This is a genomic window from Loktanella sp. 3ANDIMAR09 (assembly GCF_001420005.1).
GTDB lineage: Bacteria > Pseudomonadota > Alphaproteobacteria > Rhodobacterales > Rhodobacteraceae > Loktanella.
Genome location: NZ_LJAK01000002.1, coordinates 340,127 through 356,822, shown reverse-complemented (window position 1 = coordinate 356,822; position 16,696 = coordinate 340,127). Strand labels below are relative to the sequence as shown.

Genomic DNA, 16,696 nt, shown 5'->3' with positions numbered 1-16,696 from the left:
GGCGGGTCCGCCGCCAGTGGGTTTAGCGGCTTGCGGTCTGAACCGAACCGGACAATTCGTCAGACAGAACCAGCGTCAGGAAATCGGTCACGCGCACCTTTTCGGTTTGCCCCGATTGTTCGGCAATGATCGCGGCGGTGCCACCGGGGGCCGGCAGATTGGCCACGACCTTGCGGGCGGGTTCGATCACCGCGCCGGTTGTTGCATCACGCACCGTCATGTCAAACACGATGTTGTAAACACCACCGACCGAATAGCGCACCCGTTCGGTCACGCCGTGGAACCGGCGCAACTGCACATCGACGACCACCGGACGGCCCAACCCGTCTGCATCCATGTTCCGCGTCGCCGCGGTGCGGAACAGCTCTGCGATCTGCGCCTTGCGATCACCGATCCGGTCGCCGCGCCAGACAATGTCAGCCATCGGGTAGTAACCGTTGCGTTCGGACACCGACAATTCCGCAGGGGCCACGAAATTCAGGTCCACGATCTGGTAGTCACGCTGCTGGATCGTCTGCCCGGCCTCGATGCCCGGGCCCAGGTCCAGCGGTGCGTTCCGCATCGCCACCTGATCAGGGGTGCCGCAGGCCGTCAGAATGGCGCAAACCGCACCGAGCGCAATAAACTTTACAAATCCCATCGTCTTACTCCAAACGCTTGCGTGACACCTGGCCACTGTCGTCGATTTCGTCTGACGGGATGATTAATCATGAAATGGGGTCAGAATGTGGTCGCCTGATGGTTGCGACGCCACGTCAACGAACACTTGCGTCTCTGTTGCCGATTTCACACTGGATGAGTTGTTAGCGCTAACTAGACATGCTAGAAGACCGGTAACTCGTAAAACCAGAGGTTCCAATGGCCCTGCATCCCAAAATCGCAGAAGTAACCGACCGTATCCGCGCCCGATCCGAAGGACCGCGCAAGACATACCTCGACACAATGGCACGCGCCGCCGCCGAAGGTCCGCGCCGGTCGCACCTGACCTGCGGCAACCAGGCCCATGCCTATGCCGCGATGGCCGGGCAAAAGGACGCGCTGGTCGGTGATGTGGCCCCCAACATCGGTATCATCACGGCCTACAACGACATGTTGTCGGCGCATCAGCCCTTTGAAACCTATCCGAACTTTATCAAGCAGGCGGCCAATGCGGTCGGTGCGACAGCACAGGTGGCGGGCGGTGTGCCTGCCATGTGCGATGGTGTCACGCAGGGCCAGACCGGCATGGAACTGTCGTTGTTCAGCCGCGATGTGATCGCGCTGGCGGCCGCCGTCGGCCTCTCGCACAACACCTTTGACAGCGCGATCTATCTGGGTGTCTGCGACAAGATCGTGCCCGGCCTCGTGATGGCCGCCGCGACCTTTGGCTACATCCCGTCGATTTTCCTGCCCGCAGGCCCGATGGTCAGCGGTCTGCCGAACGATGAAAAGGCCAAGGTCCGCCAGCAATTCGCCACGGGCGAAGTCGGCCGCGAGGAACTGATGAAGGCCGAAATGGCCAGCTATCACGGGCCAGGCACCTGCACCTTTTACGGGACGGCCAATTCCAACCAGATGCTGATGGAATTCATGGGTCTGCATCTGCCGGGTGCGTCATTCGTGAACCCCAACACACCATTGCGCGATGCCTTGACGGTTGCAGGCACCGAACGGGCGGCCCAGATCACGGCGCTTGGCAATGATTTCACGCCGGTCAGCGACATTCTGGACGAACGCGCCTTTGTAAACGGTCTGGTGGGTCTGATGGCCACGGGGGGATCGACCAACCTTGTGCTGCATCTGCCGGCCATGGCGCGTGCGGCTGGCGTGATCCTTGATCTTGAGGATTTTTCGGATCTCTCGGACGTGACGCCGCTGATGGCCAAGGTCTATCCCAACGGTCTGGCCGATGTGAACCATTTCCACGCGGCGGGCGGTCTGGGCTACATGATCGGAGAGTTGCTGAACGCAGGTCTGCTGCACGACGACGTGCGCACCGTGGCAGGCGACGGGCTGGATTTGTACACGCAGGAACCCAAGCTGGACAATGGCCGCATCACCTACGTCAAGGGCGAGGGCAAGACGCAGAACGACAAGATCCTGCGCCCCGCCAGCGATCCATTCCAGCCCACAGGCGGCCTGCAACAGCTGGCCGGCAATCTGGGCCGTGGTGTGATGAAAACCTCGGCCGTGGCCAGGGAGCGTCACATCGTCGAGGCCCCTTGCCGCATCTTTCACGATCAGGACAGCGTCAAGGCGGCGTTCAAGGCGGGTGAATTCACATCCGACACGATCATCGTCGTCCGGTTTCAGGGACCGAAATCCAACGGCATGCCGGAACTGCATGGCCTGACACCTGTGCTGGCGGTGTTGCAGGATCGCGGGCTAAAGGTGGCACTGGTCACCGACGGGCGCATGTCGGGTGCATCGGGCAAGGTGCCGTCCGCCATTCATGTGTGTCCAGAGGCGGCGGCCGGTGGCCCGATTGCGCGACTGCGCGACGGCGACGTGGTGCGGTTGGACGCCGTAAACGGCACCATCGACGCCGTTGGCGTGGACCTCGACACACGCGATCTGGCGGTGGCCGATCTGTCCGGCAACGGCACGGGTGTGGGACGAGAGCTGTTTGAAACCTTTCGCAGGAACGTCGGCCTTGCCACTGACGGCGCTGCTGCCATCCTCTGATCCGGCTCTAGAATAGGAACAAAAGACATGACCCCTGAACAAGCCTCTGAGCTGAATCGCAAACTGTGCGAACTGGCACCCGTCGTCCCCGTGCTGGTGCTGCATGACGCGGCCAAGGCCGCCGATCTGGCCCGCGCGCTGATCGCAGGTGGCCTGCCCGCGCTGGAGGTGACATTGCGCACCCCCGCGGCACTGGACGCCATCCGCGAAATGGCAACCGTGCCGGGTGGTGTGGTCGGTGCAGGCACGCTGCTGACCCCCAAGGACGTGGAAAACGCCAAGGCGGCAGGCGCGCAATTCGGTGTGTCGCCGGGTGCGACGGACCTGCTGCTGGACGCCTGCGAGGCAAACGAACTGCCACTGCTGCCCGGTGCTGCCACGGCATCAGAGGCGATGGCCCTGCTCGAACGCGGCTACACCGTGCAGAAATTCTTTCCGGCAGAGGCAAACGGCGGCGTGCCTGCTCTCAAGGCGATCGGCGCGCCGATCCCGCAGGTCAAATTCTGCCCCACCGGCGGCGTCAGCCTGAAAAACGCGCCTGACTATCTGGCGCTGTCGAACACGCTGTGTGTCGGCGGCAGCTGGGTCGCACCGGCGGATATGGTCGCCAGCGGCGACTGGGCCGGGATTGAGGCCTTGGCCCGCGAGGCAGCCCAACTGGCCCGCTAGGACATGCGGCCCGCGCGTCCGCCCCGCCTGCCGGGCCGGGGCGCGCGGGCCAGCCCCTCACGCAGGGTCTGGATCATCGGGTGGTTGTCCGGCTGATCCGCGTGGCGTTCCAGCAGTTCGGGGATGACCGACTGACTGTCCTGCTGCACGGGCAGTTTCAGGGCCCAGTCCAGAAAGATATTCCGACATTCCGCCTGCGTGATGCCTTCGATCCGAAAGGATTCGGCGATCAGGCCGCTGGGGTCGCGTGTGTCGCCCTTCATCGGGGACCCTCCAATAATCTAGCGAATGCCGCATCCGCGGCCCGCGATACCGTTGCGATGCGATCGGCCAGCGCGTCAAGGTCGTCACATCCCACCTCGCGCAGAACGAACCGGCGGCCGCCCTCACCCAGTGCATCTGGGTCCAGAATCGCGCCAGTCAACAGCCGGGCCGCCGCCTGCAACGACCAGAACAGATCCTGCGCCGCACACAGATCGGTGATGGTCGCATCCGAAACGCCAGCCAGCGACCGTCCTGCATCAATCTGGTCAGGTGCCGCGCGCGCCGGTGCCCCCGCCAAGAGCGCGATGGTCTGCGCCGCCAGATCGCTGTCCATCAGGCGACCCGCACCGTTCTTGGCATCCCAGACAGCCCCCGTCGGCTTGGCCTCTTCCAGTCTGCGCCGCATGTCTGCCACGTCCACCAGAACGGTTTTGCCCTGCCCCTTGGTCCGCAACAGATCACGGCGAAAGGTCTCGACCCCATGGGCCAGATCCGCCGGTCCCGCGATGACCCGCGCGCGCGTCAGGGCAAGATGTTCCCATGTCCAGGCATCTTGCGTCTGATAGGCCTGAAAAGCGGTCCAGGATGTGGCCACCGGCCCCTTGCGGCCCGAGGGCCGCAGGCGCATGTCAACCTCGTACAGCCGACCGTCGCCCATCGGTGCGGACAAGGCCGTGACCAGCGCCTGTGTCAGCCGGGCATAATAGGTCCGCGCGGGCAAAGGCCGTTTGCCGTCTGACATCGCATCGCCGTCCGCATCGTAGATCACGATCAGGTCCAGGTCGGACTGCGCGTTCAGCCGCCCCGCCCCGAGTGATCCCATCGCCACGACCACAGCACCGCGCCCCGCAACCGTGCCGTGTTTGCGCGCGAATTCGGCACAAACCACCGGCCAGAGTGCTGTCACGACAGCGCCTGCAAGGTCGGCATATTGCGCCCCGCTGGTGGGGGCGTCGATCAATCCGCGCAGATGATGCACACCGATGCGGAAATGACGTTCCCGCGTCCACAGGCGCGCGCGGGACAAGGCCGCCTCATAATCCTGCGCCTGCGCCAGATCATCGCTCAGGCCCTGCGTCAACGCGTCCTGACCGGGCCAGGGCGCAAAGAAATCGCCGCCGATCACCGCATCCAGCACGCCTGCGTTGCGCGACAGATATTGCGCAAGCGCCGGTGCCGTCGCGCAGATATCAACGATCAGCTGGGTCAGCTGGGGATTGGCATCGAACAGCGAAAACAGCTGCACGCCCGCCGGCAGCCCCGCCAGAAAGGTATCGAACTGCGCCAGCGCCTCTTCGGGGCGTGCCGCATCCTGAAGCCGTCTGAGGATGACAGGACGCACCCGGCGGAAAATCTCGACCGCGCGTGCGGACCGCAAGGCGGGATAATCCAGCCAGCGCGCTGTCAGCTGATCCCCCCATTCCGGGGCCGGTTCGGGGGTGTCGGGGGCAAAGAATCCTTCGGTCAGATCATGCACGGATTCCAGTCGTTCCGTCAGGTCGCGTCGCAGGTCGTCCACGTCCCGGTCCATCATGGCGGCCAGCCGGGCAAAGCCGTCGCCATCGTTGGGCAACGCATGGGTCTGGGCGTCCTGCACCATTTGCAGACGATGTTCGACCGTGCGGTGGAACGTGTAATGATCGGACAGCTGGTCACGCACGTCGTCGGGAATCCATCCGGCATCCGCGAGGGCTGCAAGCCCCGCCAGCGTGCCACGCACCCGCAGGCCGGGATCCCGCCCGCCCGCGATCAACTGCCGTGTCTGGGTAAAGAACTCGATCTCGCGGATGCCGCCGCGCCCCAGTTTCATGTTGTGCCCCGGCAGGGTCAGCGGCCCGTGCAAACCCTTGTGGTCGCGGATGCGCAGACGCATGTCATGAGCATCCTGGATCGCCGCGAAATCAAGGTGCCGCCGCCAGACAAACGGGCGCAGCGTTTGCAGGAACCGGTGGCCCGCTGCGATGTCCCCGGCGCAGGGGTGCGCCTTGATATAGGCCGCACGTTCCCAGGTGCGTCCGACGCTTTCGTAATACCGCTCGGCGGTATCCATCGCGATGCAGACAGGTGTGACACTGGCATCGGGCCGCAGGCGCAGGTCGGTGCGGAACACATAGCCGCCCGCGGTCACATCCGACATCATCGCGCACATGCGCCGCGTGACCCGCACGAAACCGGCACGCGCCTCGGCCACATCCTCGGGGGCGAACCGGGTTTCGTCAAACAGGCAGATCAGGTCGATATCGGAGGAATAGTTCAGCTCTCCGGCACCCATCTTGCCCATGGCCAGCGCGGTCATTCCGCCTGCCGTGGCCGCATCATCCGCCGTCAGCCCCGGCAGCTTGCCGCGCGCGATCTCGGCCTCGGTCAGCGCAACAAGTGCCGCATGTGTGGCGGTGGCGGCCAGATCGGTCAGCGCCTGCGTGACCTGCCCCAATGACCAGACGCCACCCAGATCGGCCAGCGCCGTCAACAGCGCCACACGCCGCTTGGCCTGTCGCAGACCGTCGGGCAGATCGGACAGCGACAGCGACGCCACCGCAGTCAGGGTATCGGCCAACGCCTGTTCGGGGGCCGCCTCTGCCCCTGGCAACCAGTCGGCCTCGCGCGCGATCAGGCCCGCAAGATACGGGCTGCATCCCGCAGTGCCCGCGATCAGGTCGCGAAACGGACCCGTTGCGTCCGGCAGGCGTTCCAGCGCATCGGCGCCGCGTGCCGCATCATGGGCGCGTGGCACCCGGATGATACGATCCCCCAGACGGCCTGTTGACGGGACTGGATCAGCTGTCATGGCGCAGATACCCTTTGTCGATTGCAGCCCAACCGTGTCAGGAGCCACCCCGATGAGCAAGAGTCTGAAACGCGTCACACAGGCCCTGACACAGGCGGGGCTGGATATCACGCCTGTCGCGCTGGCCGAAGGGACAAGGACCGCACAGGCAGCAGCCGATGCGCAGGGCTGCGCGGTCGATCAGATCGCGAAATCCATCATCTTTCAGGGAAGCGATACAGGTAATCTGGTGCTGTTCATCACAGCAGGCGGTCAGACCGTCGATCCCGCGGCAGCCGCCGCCCTGACAGGCGAGCCGCTGACCCGCGCCGATCCGGTCGTGGTGCGCAAGGTGACGGGGTTTGCAATCGGTGGCGTGTCACCCGTGGGGCATCTGACACCGCCACGGGCCTTCATGGACCCGCGCCTGATGACGTTCGATGTCGTCTATGCGGCGGCCGGAACACCCCACCATATCTTTGCGGTGGCTCCCGCCGACCTGTTGCGGATATCCGGCGCACACCCCGCGCCATTCACCGCGAAGAACGACCTAAGCCACTGATCCTGAAGCCCGCTTTCGATTTATGTAAAAAACATTCACATCAAGACTTGCACAGGAAAGGTCCCACACCGATATGGGTAATGTGAAAGGCATTTACATAAACCCGAACGGAGAGACATCATGACTGCAACCAATACCTACCCCGTCACCACGACCGGTCCCATCGCCTGGCTGCAACGCGCGGAATCCTGGCTTGACGCCCGCGGACGCGGCGCATGGATCGCTGCGACCGTCGCGGCCTTTATCTTTGTCTGGCCGGTTGGTCTGGCACTGCTGGCCTACATGGTCTTTGCCGGTAAATTCGCACGCGGTGCCAAGACATGCGCCCCGCGCCGCGTCAATGTCATGGCGTCCTCTGGGAACCAGGCATTCGACGCCTACAAGGCAGATACGCTGCGCCGCCTGCAAGAGGAACAGGACGAATTCACAGCATTCCTGGGCCGCCTGCGCGAAGCCAAGGACAAGGCGGAATTCGACCAGTTCATGGCCGACCGTGGTCAGACCAAGGACGAAGAGCCGTCCGACAAGACCGCCTGAACCAAACCTCCGGCCCCCGACAACGGGGGTCGGCCCCAATCTGAATGACATGATAGGATGACCATGACGACGCTGACCGCCCTGCCCGATCCGGACCTGATGCCGGAATTCTACGACGGTGTCCGCAGCCGCAGGCTGTTGGCCTGGCTGGTGGATGTGACCGTGGTTTTCCTGATGTCACTGATCCTGCTGCCGCTGACGTTGTTCATCGCGCTGTTCTTTTTTCCGGTGCTGATGATGGTCGTTGGTTTTCTGTACCGGTGGTTCACCATCGCCAACCAGTCGGCCACCTGGGGGATGCGCCTGTTCAACATCGCGTTGCGCGATACACAGGGCGCGGCGCTGACATCGGCAGGGGCGCTGGTGCATACCGCAGGCTACGCCATCAGTGTCGTGACATTCCCGCTGCAACTGATTTCGGTGGCCATGATGGCCGTCACAGCCAAAAGGCAGGGATTGACCGACATGTTCATGGGCACGACCGCCATCAATCGTCCGGCATAAATACGCGTGACCCGGCACAAGTTGCATCGGCGGGGGTTGTCAGACACGCCGATGCGCACCAATCTTTGATCATGCGCCACGATCTACAAATCGCCCCGCAGTTCTATGTGACTGCGCCACAGCCCTGCCCCTATCTGGAGGGGCGGATGGAACGCAAGCTGTTCACCGCACTACAGGGTGAACAGGCGGCCGAACTGAATGATGCCCTGTCCAAGCAGGGGTTCCGCCGGTCGCAGAACGTGTTGTATCGTCCGTCCTGTTCGGAATGTGCCGCCTGCATGTCGGCGCGTATCCGGGTTGCGGATTTCGAACCGACGCGCAGCCAGAAACGGGTGCTCAAACGCAACGCGCATCTGGAACGCCGCCCGACCTCGCCCTGGGCGACCGAGGCACAGTACGATCTGTTCCGCGAATACCTTGATACACGGCATGCCGACGGCGGAATGGCGGACATGGACATGTTCGAATTCGCCGCCATGATCGAGGAAACGCCCGTCAGATCCCGCCTGATCGAATATTCCGACCGCAACGCCCCCGATGATGGTCCCGTGGCGGCCTGCCTGACCGATATCCTCGATGATGGTTTGTCGATGGTCTATTCGTTCTTTGCGCCTTCGCTGACGCGCAACAGCCCCGGCACGTTCCTGATCCTTGACCACGTCAACGTGGCCCGCGAATTGAACCTGCCCTATGTCTATCTGGGCTATTGGGTGCCCGGCAGCCCCAAGATGGGCTACAAGGCGAATTTCGACGCGCTCGAGATTTTTCGCGACGGGTCATGGCAGCCGATTGGCGATCCGAATGGCTATGACAGTGCGCTGCATCCACTGTCCACCGACCCGATTGCCGAACAGGTCGCGCGGATTTCGTTACCCGGCGGGCGCCCCGTCGGACGCTGACCCTTGATCCGTAGCCCGTAGGGCTAAATGGTCGGTGGAAACGCATTGATCAAAGGTCTGACCATGTCCGATTACACCCCCCCCAAGGTCTGGGAATGGGACGCCGAGAACGGCGGCAAATTTGCCAGCACGAACCGCCCCATTGCAGGCCCCACGCATGATGCACCGCTGCCTCAGGGTGAACACCGCTGGCAGTTGCACAGCCTTGCCACGCCGAACGGGGTCAAGGTCACCGTGATGTTCGAAGAACTGCTCGAGGCCGGGCATGACGCGGAATACGACGCCTGGCTGATCGACATCGGCAAGGGCGACCAGTTCGGCAGCGGTTTTGTCGCCGTGAACCCCAATTCCAAGATCCCGGCCCTGCTGGACACGAAAACCGGCATCCGCCTGTTCGAAAGCGGGTCAATCCTGCTGCAACTGGCACAGGAATACGACGCCTTTTTGCCGCACGATCCGGCGATGCGGTCTGAAACACTGAACTGGCTGTTCTGGCAAATGGGCAGCGCGCCCTATCTGGGCGGTGGCTTTGGCCATTTCTATGCCTATGCGCCAGAGCCGATGGAATACCCCATCAACCGTTTCACGATGGAGGCCAAGCGTCAGCTGGACGTGCTGGACCGCACCCTTGCTGATCGTCCCTTCATCGCCGGCGACAGCTATACCATTGCAGATATCGCCATCGCGCCCTGGTATGGTGCCGTGGCAAACGGGTCGGTCTACGACGCCAAGGAATTTCTGCAGGCCGACAGCTACAAGAACGTCCAGCGCTGGAGCGCGGAAATCATGGACCGCCCCGCATACAAACGCGGCCGCATGGTGAACCGTCCCTTTGGTGATCCGTCCGAACAGCTGCACGAACGTCACAGCGCGTCGGACTTTGACACCAAAACGCAGGACAAGATCGGTCGGAAATGACCGATCTCCGTTCGGCACCGCGTGGCCCGCACGCAATCCGAAAGGGACAGGATGACAGATAGCACCGCGCACCCCGGATCGCTGACGGCCAAAGGCTGGATCGCGGTCGTCAAACGCATCTTTGCAAACATCGGCCGCGATCATCTGACGTTGATCGCGGCGGGTTGCGCGTTTTACGGCCTGCTTGCTGTTTTTCCGGGGATCGTCGCAGCAATGGCGCTGGCCGGGTATTTCACCGACCCGTCGATGCTGGTGAACCAGATGCAGACGCTATCGGCATTCATGCCGCAAGAGGCGGCGCAGATTGTGCTGGATCAGGCCAAATCGGTGGCAGGCTCTGACAGCGGTGGCTTGGGGCTGGCCGCGATCATCGGTGTGCTGACGGCATTCTATTCGGCATCCGCCGGCATGTCGGCGCTGATCGAGGGACTGAACGTGGCCTTTCGTGTCGAGGAGGCGCGCAGTTTCCTGCGCAACCTGATCGCGCGTATCGTGCTGACGCTTGCCATGGTGATCGGGTTTTTCGTCATCGTGGCAGCACTCGTGCTGCTGCCGGTGGTGTTGAATTTCATCCGGCTTGATCCGAATGCGGAATGGATCATCATTCTGGTGCGCTGGCCGATCGTGCTGCTATTGGTCGCGGCGGGCCTGGCAATCCTGTATCGCTACGGTCCTGCCCGCAAACCGCGCAAGTGGCGCTGGATCACCCCCGGTGCGCTGGTGGCTTGTGTGCTGTGGTTGGCCGGATCGGCCGGGTTTGCCTTTTACGTGCAGAATTTCGCCAGCTACAACGAAACCTTTGGGGCGCTGGGTGGCGTGATTATCCTGCTGATGTGGCTGTGGCTGTCGTCGTTCATCGTGTTGTTTGGCGCCGAAATCGATGCCGAGCTCGAGGCGCAGGCAAAACAGAATCCTGCACCCACCAAGGGCGGTCGCAGCACGGCTGACAGCGACGATCTGCCCGATGCAACCCGTGCGGAATGATCCCGCCACATCGCCCACTGAAAGAAAGTTACCAAAACCACCCGTTTGGCGACATTTTATCCAGCAGGCCTGTTGACCCTGTGAAACCCTGCGCATAGTGTCCCCACATACCAAGGAAATTCGCATGAACACTGTCGTACTAATTGTAGGAAAGACGCGCATGGGCCGGTAACGGTTGACCCATCAGGTTCCCATGCGCCCTCGTGTCACGCCGGGGGTTTTTTTATGCCAGACGACAGCATTGAACGGACGAGACAATGACAAAAACGATGACCGGCGCAAAAATTGTGGTTCAGGCCCTGATCGATCAGGGGGTCGAGGTCGTGTTCGGCTACCCCGGCGGGGCCGTGCTGCCGATCTACGACGAGATTTTTCAGCAAAACAAGATCCAGCACGTGCTGGTACGCCATGAACAAGGTGCCGTTCACGCCGCCGAAGGCTATGCACGGTCCACCGGCAAACCCGGTGTGGCGCTGGTCACATCGGGCCCGGGTGCCACAAACGCGGTCACCGGCCTGACGGATGCGCTGATGGACAGTATCCCGATCATCGTCCTGACCGGGCAGGTGCCGACATTCATGATCGGCTCTGACGCGTTCCAGGAGGCCGACACCGTCGGCATCACGCGCCCCTGCACGAAACACAACTGGCTGGTCAAGGAAACGGACAAGCTGGCGGGCACCCTTCACGAGGCGTTTCACATCGCGACCGCCGGTCGTCCCGGCCCCGTGCTGATCGACATCCCCAAGGACGTGCAGTTCGCCACTGGCCAATATACCGAAAAATCGAAACGCACCTCTCACTACAACCCGCAGATGAAGGGCGACATCGACACGATCACCGAACTGGCGCGTGCGATGGAAACGGCGAAACGCCCGGTCTTCTATACCGGTGGCGGCGTCATCAATTCTGGTCCCGCGGCCAGCCAATTGTTGCGCGAACTGGTCGAGGCGACCGGCTTTCCGATCACATCCACGCTGATGGGCCTGGGCTGCTATCCCGCATCAGGTGACAAATGGCTGGGTATGCTGGGCATGCACGGCACCTATGAAGCCAACATGACGATGCACGACTGCGACCTGATGATCAACATCGGCGCACGGTTCGACGACCGGATCACGGGGCGCGTCGATGCCTTCAGCCCGAAATCGAAAAAGGCGCATATCGACATTGATGCATCCTCCATCAACAAGGTCATCCGCGTCGACATGCCGATCCTGGGCGACGTGGCCCATGTGCTGGAGGACCTTTTGAAAGTCTGGAAGGCCAACGGGCGCAAGACCAATACCGAGGGCCTTGCCAAGTGGTGGAAACAGATCGACGAGTGGCGCGCGATTGACTGCCTTGGGTATGAACAGACCGGGACGATCATCCGCCCGCAGCACGCCATTTCCCGCCTCGAGGCGCTGACAAAGGGCTATGACCGCTACATCACGACCGAGGTCGGCCAGCATCAGATGTGGGCCGCGCAATACATGGGGTTCGAGGATCCGAACCGCTGGATGACGTCCGGTGGCCTTGGCACCATGGGGTATGGCACGCCCGCGTCCATCGGTGTGCAGATGGCGCACCGCGACGCGCTGGTCATCAACGTCGCAGGCGAGGCATCGTGGCTGATGAACATGCAGGAAATGGGCACGGCCATGCAGTATCGCCTGCCGGTCAAACAATTCATCCTGAACAACGAACGCCTTGGCATGGTGCGTCAGTGGCAAGAGCTGCTGCACGGCGAACGGTATTCGTCCAGCTGGTCAGAGGCCCTGCCCGATTTCGTCAAACTGGCCGAAGCATTTGGTGCCAAGGGCATCAAGGTCGATGATGCGGCCGATCTGGACGACGCCATTCAGGAAATGATCGATTACGACGGTCCGGTGATTCTGGATTGTCTGGTCGAGAAACACGAAAACTGTTTCCCCATGATCCCGTCGGGCAAGGGTCACAACGAAATGTTGCTGCGGAACGCGAAAACGCAAGGCGCGATCACGGCCACTGGCGCGGTGATGGTCTAGGACCGCAGCCCAAGGACTTGGAAAGATTACAAAATGTCAGCACTCAAGATCAAAAAAGGCTCTTCCAGCCATTCCGCCTATGACCTGCGGTCGCATTTTTCCGACGTGATCGAACGGCACACGCTGGCGGTCATCGTGGAAAACGAACCGGGCGTTCTGGCGCGGGTCATCGGCCTGTTTTCCGGTCGCGGCTACAACATAGAAAGCCTGACAGTCGCGGAAATCGACCATACGGGTCACCGCAGCCGCATCACCGTCGTCACCTCCGGGACGCCGCAGGTGATCGTCCAGATCAAGGCGCAGCTGGGCCGGATCATTCCGGTCCACGAGGTGCACGACCTGACCGTCGAAGGTCCAAGCGTGGAACGCGAACTGGCCCTGCTCAAGGTCCGTGGCAAGGGCGATGCCCGCGTCGAGGCACTGCGTCTGGCCGATATCTTTCGCGCCAGCGTCGTGGACAGCACGCTCGAAAGCTTTGTGTTCGAGATCACCGGAACCCCGGAAAAGATCGACGCCTTTGCCGAGCTGATGCGCCCTCTTGGCCTGCAAGAGGTCGCACGCACGGGTGTGGCCGCACTAGCACGGGGTGGCGACAGCATCGTGTGAGCCATGGGTGGCCCGTCCGATCAGGGCGGGCCATTGTCGTTTCAGATCTCGTCGTCGTCGAGACGTCCTAATGTGCCGGTAATCCCGTTGGGGTTCTGGGCCTGACTGAACAATTGCTGCTGTTCGAAACCACTCAGCAGGCCGTCGCCATCACGATCGAACCGTGCAAACAGCTCTGGCGTGATGTCGGGGTATTGGTCCTGAATCGACTCGTATGTTTCGGTCAGACCCGGCCCGCCGTTTTGCTGGGCGGCATCGCATCCGGCCAGCGTCAGAACCGCGGCGGGGATCAATAGGGCAAATTTCATGGCATGTCCTTTCAAGGTGTGATGTTGCCATCCCAACCGCCAGAGCCGCGCAAGTGTTCCACACCTTGCAAAGGTCCGCCGTCCCGGCGGTCCCTCCTTGCCCCGCTGGCACTGGCGGGCCACATAGGGACAAAGAAAAGGACAGACCATGGCACGCAAGATCATCATCGACACAGACCCCGGTCAGGACGACGCCGTCGCCATCCTGCTGGCGCTGGCATCGCCCGAATTGGACCTGTTGGGCCTGACCTGTGTCGCGGGCAACGTGCCACTGGCGCTGACGGCGAAAAACGCGCGCATCATCTGCGAACTCGCCAACCGGACCGACGTGCCCGTCTACGCAGGCTGCGATGCGCCCATCGCCCGCAAACTGGTCACGGCGGAACATGTCCACGGCAAGACGGGATTGGACGGCCCGACCCTGCCCGACCCCGTCATGCCGGTGCAGGACCAACATGCGGTTGATTTCATTATCGACACCCTGCGCACCGAACCTGCCGGCACCGTGACGCTGTGCCCGCTGGGACCCCTGACGAATATCGCGACAGCCTTTGACCGCGCGCCGGATATCGTGGACCGCGTGCAGGAAATCGTGCTGATGGGTGGCGCCTATTTCGAGGTCGGCAACATCACACCCGCAGCCGAATTCAACATCTATGTCGACCCAGAGGCCGCCAAGGCGGTCTTTGCCGCCGGTGTGCCGCTGGTCGTTCTGCCACTCGACGTCACCCACAAGGCGCTGACGACACAGCCCCGCGTGGATGCGTTCCGCAACCTCGGCACGCCCGTGGGTCAGGCGGTCGCGGACTGGACGGGGTTCTTTGAACGGTTCGACAAGGAAAAATACGGATCGGCCGGTGCGCCGCTGCATGACCCTTGTGTCATTGCCTACCTCTTGCAACCCGACCTGTTCAGCGGACGCCACATCAACGTTGAAATCGAAACTGCATCGGACCTGACGCTGGGCATGACGGTCGCGGATTGGTGGCGCGTCACCGACCGGATCCCCAACGCGTTGTTTATCGGCGATGTGGATGCCGACGGGTTTTTTGCGTTGCTGACCGACCGTCTGGCCCGGCTATGAGCACCGCCATCACCCTGGCCGGACCTGACGCGGCAGACCGCGTTCTGGCGTTGATGGCCCGCTACCACGAAGAATCCGGCCTGCCCTTCGATGATGCGCATCGCGCGATGGTTGCGGGTCCCCTGCTGGACGGCTCGCCGCTTGGCGCGATCTGGCTGATCGGCCCCGCGCGTGCGCCGCTGGGCTATGTCACGGTGACATTCGGCTGGTCTGTCCCGCATGGCGGTCTGGTCGGCTGGCTGGAAGAGGTGTTCATCCGCCCCTCGGTCCGGGGGCGCGGGATCGGGACAGAGGTGCTGCACGCGGTGACCGTCAACCTGCAACGGGCGCAATTGCAGGCGATGCATGTCATCCTGCCTAACGATGATGCAGGACTGGCCCGGTTCTGCACACGCACCGGGTTTCGGCCCGTTCCCAGCCCCAGGATGATGACTGACCCGCTATGACGATACCGTTCGACAACAGTTTCGCGGCCCTGCCGGGTACGTTCTATACAACGATCGCACCCACGCCGGTCGTGGCACCGGGTGCCATTGCCGTGAATGACGATCTGGCGGAGCTGCTGAGAATTGACCGCGCATGGCTGCATACGACCGACGCGACGGCTGTGTTCGCAGGCAATACACTGCCGGACGCGGCGTCCCCTCTGGCGCAGCTCTATGGTGGGCATCAGTTCGGCAATTGGTCGGGACAATTGGGCGATGGTCGCGCGATCCTGCTGGGCGAGGTGATCGGCACCGACGGCATCCGGCGCGATATCCAGCTCAAGGGGTCAGGCCCTACGCCGTATTCTCGGGGCGGCGATGGCCGGTCGTGGCTGGGTCCGGTTCTACGCGAATATCTGGTTTCAGAGGCGATGCACGCCATGGGCGTGCCGACCACCCGCGCGCTGGCGGCCGTCACGACCGGGGAACAGGTCTACCGTCAGACGATGCTGCCCGGTGCTGTCCTGACCCGCGTCGCAAGCAGCCATATCCGCGTCGGCACATTCCAGATCCACGCTGCACGGCAGGACACGGATGCACTGCGACAGCTGACCGACTATACGATCCAGCGCCACTACCGGGATGCGGATGGCCCGGCGGGCCTGCTGGATGCCGTGGTTGCAGCACAGGCGGAACTGGTCGCCAAATGGATGGGACTGGGGTTCATCCACGGAGTGATGAACACCGACAATTGCAGCCTTGCGGGGGAAACCATCGACTATGGTCCCTGCGCCTTCATGGATGCCTATGATCCGCAAAAGGTGTTTTCCAGCATCGACCGGATGGGGCGCTATGCCTATGCCAATCAGCCCGGAATCGCGGTCTGGAACCTCGCACAGCTGGCAACCGCGCTGATCCCGCTGATGCCGGATCAGGATGCAGCGGTCGCAGATTTTACCACGCGGATCAATCGGTTCTCGGACATCTATCAACAGGGCTGGGTGCGGGTATTCGGGGCCAAGCTGGGGTTGGACAACCCCGTCGCCGAGGATGCAGCACTGATTCAGGATCTGCTGACGCTGATGGCGCAATCGGGTGCCGATTTCACTGCAACCTTTGCGCGGATGACGCAGGGGGATGATCCGGACGATATGCCCGGCTGGCAGGATTGGGTCACCCGCTGGACAGGAAGGCGCGCAGAGGACCACCGTGCGATCATGGCGCAGGCCAATCCGTTGGTCATTCCGCGCAATCACCGCGTCGAAGAGGTCATTACAGCCGCAACCGACGGTGATTTCGCGCCGTTCCACCGCATGTTGAAGGTCGTCACAGCCCCCTATGCGCCACTGGACGCGGCGCGCGCCCCCTATGCGCTGCCGCCTGAACCGTCCGAGGAGGTCCGTGCCACGTTCTGCGGCACCTGACGGGTTGAACTGGCATCTGGCGCCTTGCGCCATGCGATCCGCCTAGCCGCACGACCTCTGGTCCGCTGCAGG

The 16,696-nt window shown here is 62.6% G+C and carries 17 protein-coding genes; 13 read left to right on the top strand and 4 right to left on the bottom strand.

Translation table 11 applies throughout. From position 1 onward, the window contains the following. Nucleotides 1-22: 22 nt before the first annotated feature. The gene (locus AN189_RS04630) at nucleotides 23-640 is read right to left on the bottom strand and encodes a DUF6778 family protein (RefSeq protein WP_056031736.1); all 618 of its coding nucleotides are present in this window, start codon (nucleotides 638-640) and stop codon (nucleotides 23-25) included. A 218-nt stretch (nucleotides 641-858) separates the two neighbouring features. Between AN189_RS04630 and edd the strand changes: the two genes are divergently transcribed. Both edd and eda read left to right on the top strand, forming a co-directional pair. Next, nucleotides 859-2,664: a phosphogluconate dehydratase gene (gene edd, locus AN189_RS04625; RefSeq protein WP_056031733.1), complete on the top strand. Its 1,806-nt coding sequence runs from the start codon at nucleotides 859-861 to the stop codon at nucleotides 2,662-2,664. 27 nt (nucleotides 2,665-2,691) lie between these two features. Further along, a complete protein-coding gene (gene eda, locus AN189_RS04620) occupies nucleotides 2,692-3,333 on the top strand; it encodes a bifunctional 4-hydroxy-2-oxoglutarate aldolase/2-dehydro-3-deoxy-phosphogluconate aldolase (protein ID WP_056031730.1) in 642 nt (213 codons plus the stop codon). On the opposite strand, the gene AN189_RS04615 is transcribed toward eda, so the two are convergent. After that, the gene (locus AN189_RS04615; RefSeq protein WP_056031727.1) at nucleotides 3,330-3,596 is read right to left on the bottom strand and encodes a hypothetical protein; all 267 of its coding nucleotides are present in this window, start codon (nucleotides 3,594-3,596) and stop codon (nucleotides 3,330-3,332) included. The two genes, eda and AN189_RS04615, sit on opposite strands and share 4 nt — an antisense overlap. Continuing rightward, complete coding sequence (locus AN189_RS04610; protein ID WP_056031723.1) at nucleotides 3,593-6,385, bottom strand: [glutamate--ammonia-ligase] adenylyltransferase; 2,793 nt, start codon at nucleotides 6,383-6,385, stop codon at nucleotides 3,593-3,595. The genes AN189_RS04615 and AN189_RS04610 overlap by 4 nt, the downstream gene beginning before the upstream one ends. Before the next feature lie 52 nt (nucleotides 6,386-6,437). Between AN189_RS04610 and AN189_RS04605 the strand changes: the two genes are divergently transcribed. From AN189_RS04605 to ilvN, 8 genes are all read left to right on the top strand, one after another. Then, a complete protein-coding gene (locus AN189_RS04605; protein ID WP_056031721.1) occupies nucleotides 6,438-6,926 on the top strand; it encodes a YbaK/EbsC family protein in 489 nt (162 codons plus the stop codon). A 120-nt stretch (nucleotides 6,927-7,046) separates the two neighbouring features. Beyond that, nucleotides 7,047-7,463: a DUF2852 domain-containing protein gene (locus AN189_RS04600; RefSeq protein WP_056031719.1), complete on the top strand. Its 417-nt coding sequence runs from the start codon at nucleotides 7,047-7,049 to the stop codon at nucleotides 7,461-7,463. 63 nt (nucleotides 7,464-7,526) lie between these two features. Further along, nucleotides 7,527-7,967 (top strand): RDD family protein, encoded by a 441-nt coding sequence (locus AN189_RS04595; RefSeq protein ID WP_367379429.1) that lies wholly within the window; start codon nucleotides 7,527-7,529, stop codon nucleotides 7,965-7,967. Between the two features lie 71 nt (nucleotides 7,968-8,038). Beyond that, a complete protein-coding gene (locus AN189_RS04590; RefSeq protein ID WP_056031715.1) occupies nucleotides 8,039-8,866 on the top strand; it encodes an arginyltransferase in 828 nt (275 codons plus the stop codon). A gap of 63 nt (nucleotides 8,867-8,929) precedes the next feature. Beyond that, entirely contained in the window at nucleotides 8,930-9,784 is an 855-nt protein-coding gene (yghU, locus tag AN189_RS04585; RefSeq protein ID WP_056032147.1) for a glutathione-dependent disulfide-bond oxidoreductase, read from the top strand. 51 nt (nucleotides 9,785-9,835) lie between these two features. Then, complete coding sequence (locus tag AN189_RS04580) at nucleotides 9,836-10,768, top strand: YihY/virulence factor BrkB family protein (RefSeq protein WP_083484259.1); 933 nt, start codon at nucleotides 9,836-9,838, stop codon at nucleotides 10,766-10,768. Between the two features lie 257 nt (nucleotides 10,769-11,025). Further along, nucleotides 11,026-12,777 (top strand): acetolactate synthase 3 large subunit, encoded by a 1,752-nt coding sequence (locus tag AN189_RS04575; RefSeq protein WP_056031712.1) that lies wholly within the window; start codon nucleotides 11,026-11,028, stop codon nucleotides 12,775-12,777. A gap of 33 nt (nucleotides 12,778-12,810) precedes the next feature. After that, nucleotides 12,811-13,383 carry an acetolactate synthase small subunit gene (ilvN, locus tag AN189_RS04570; protein ID WP_056031709.1) on the top strand — a complete coding sequence of 191 codons (573 nt, stop codon included), beginning with the start codon at nucleotides 12,811-12,813 and terminating at the stop codon, nucleotides 13,381-13,383. A 41-nt stretch (nucleotides 13,384-13,424) separates the two neighbouring features. Here the strand turns inward: ilvN and AN189_RS04565 are convergent, their stop codons facing one another. Continuing rightward, a complete protein-coding gene (locus AN189_RS04565) occupies nucleotides 13,425-13,691 on the bottom strand; it encodes a hypothetical protein (RefSeq protein WP_056031706.1) in 267 nt (88 codons plus the stop codon). Nucleotides 13,692-13,839: 148 nt separating this feature from the next. Here AN189_RS04565 and AN189_RS04560 point away from each other — a divergent pair, with 148 nt between their 5' ends. The 3 genes from AN189_RS04560 to AN189_RS04550 are packed head-to-tail and all read left to right on the top strand — an operon-like array spanning nucleotide 13,840 to nucleotide 16,624. After that, complete coding sequence (locus AN189_RS04560) at nucleotides 13,840-14,775, top strand: nucleoside hydrolase (protein ID WP_056031703.1); 936 nt, start codon at nucleotides 13,840-13,842, stop codon at nucleotides 14,773-14,775. Then, entirely contained in the window at nucleotides 14,772-15,221 is a 450-nt protein-coding gene (locus tag AN189_RS04555; protein ID WP_056031700.1) for a GNAT family N-acetyltransferase, read from the top strand. Before AN189_RS04560 ends, AN189_RS04555 begins: the two co-directional genes overlap by 4 nt. Further along, entirely contained in the window at nucleotides 15,218-16,624 is a 1,407-nt protein-coding gene (locus AN189_RS04550) for a YdiU family protein (RefSeq protein ID WP_056031696.1), read from the top strand. Before AN189_RS04555 ends, AN189_RS04550 begins: the two co-directional genes overlap by 4 nt. Nucleotides 16,625-16,696 lie beyond the last annotated feature (72 nt).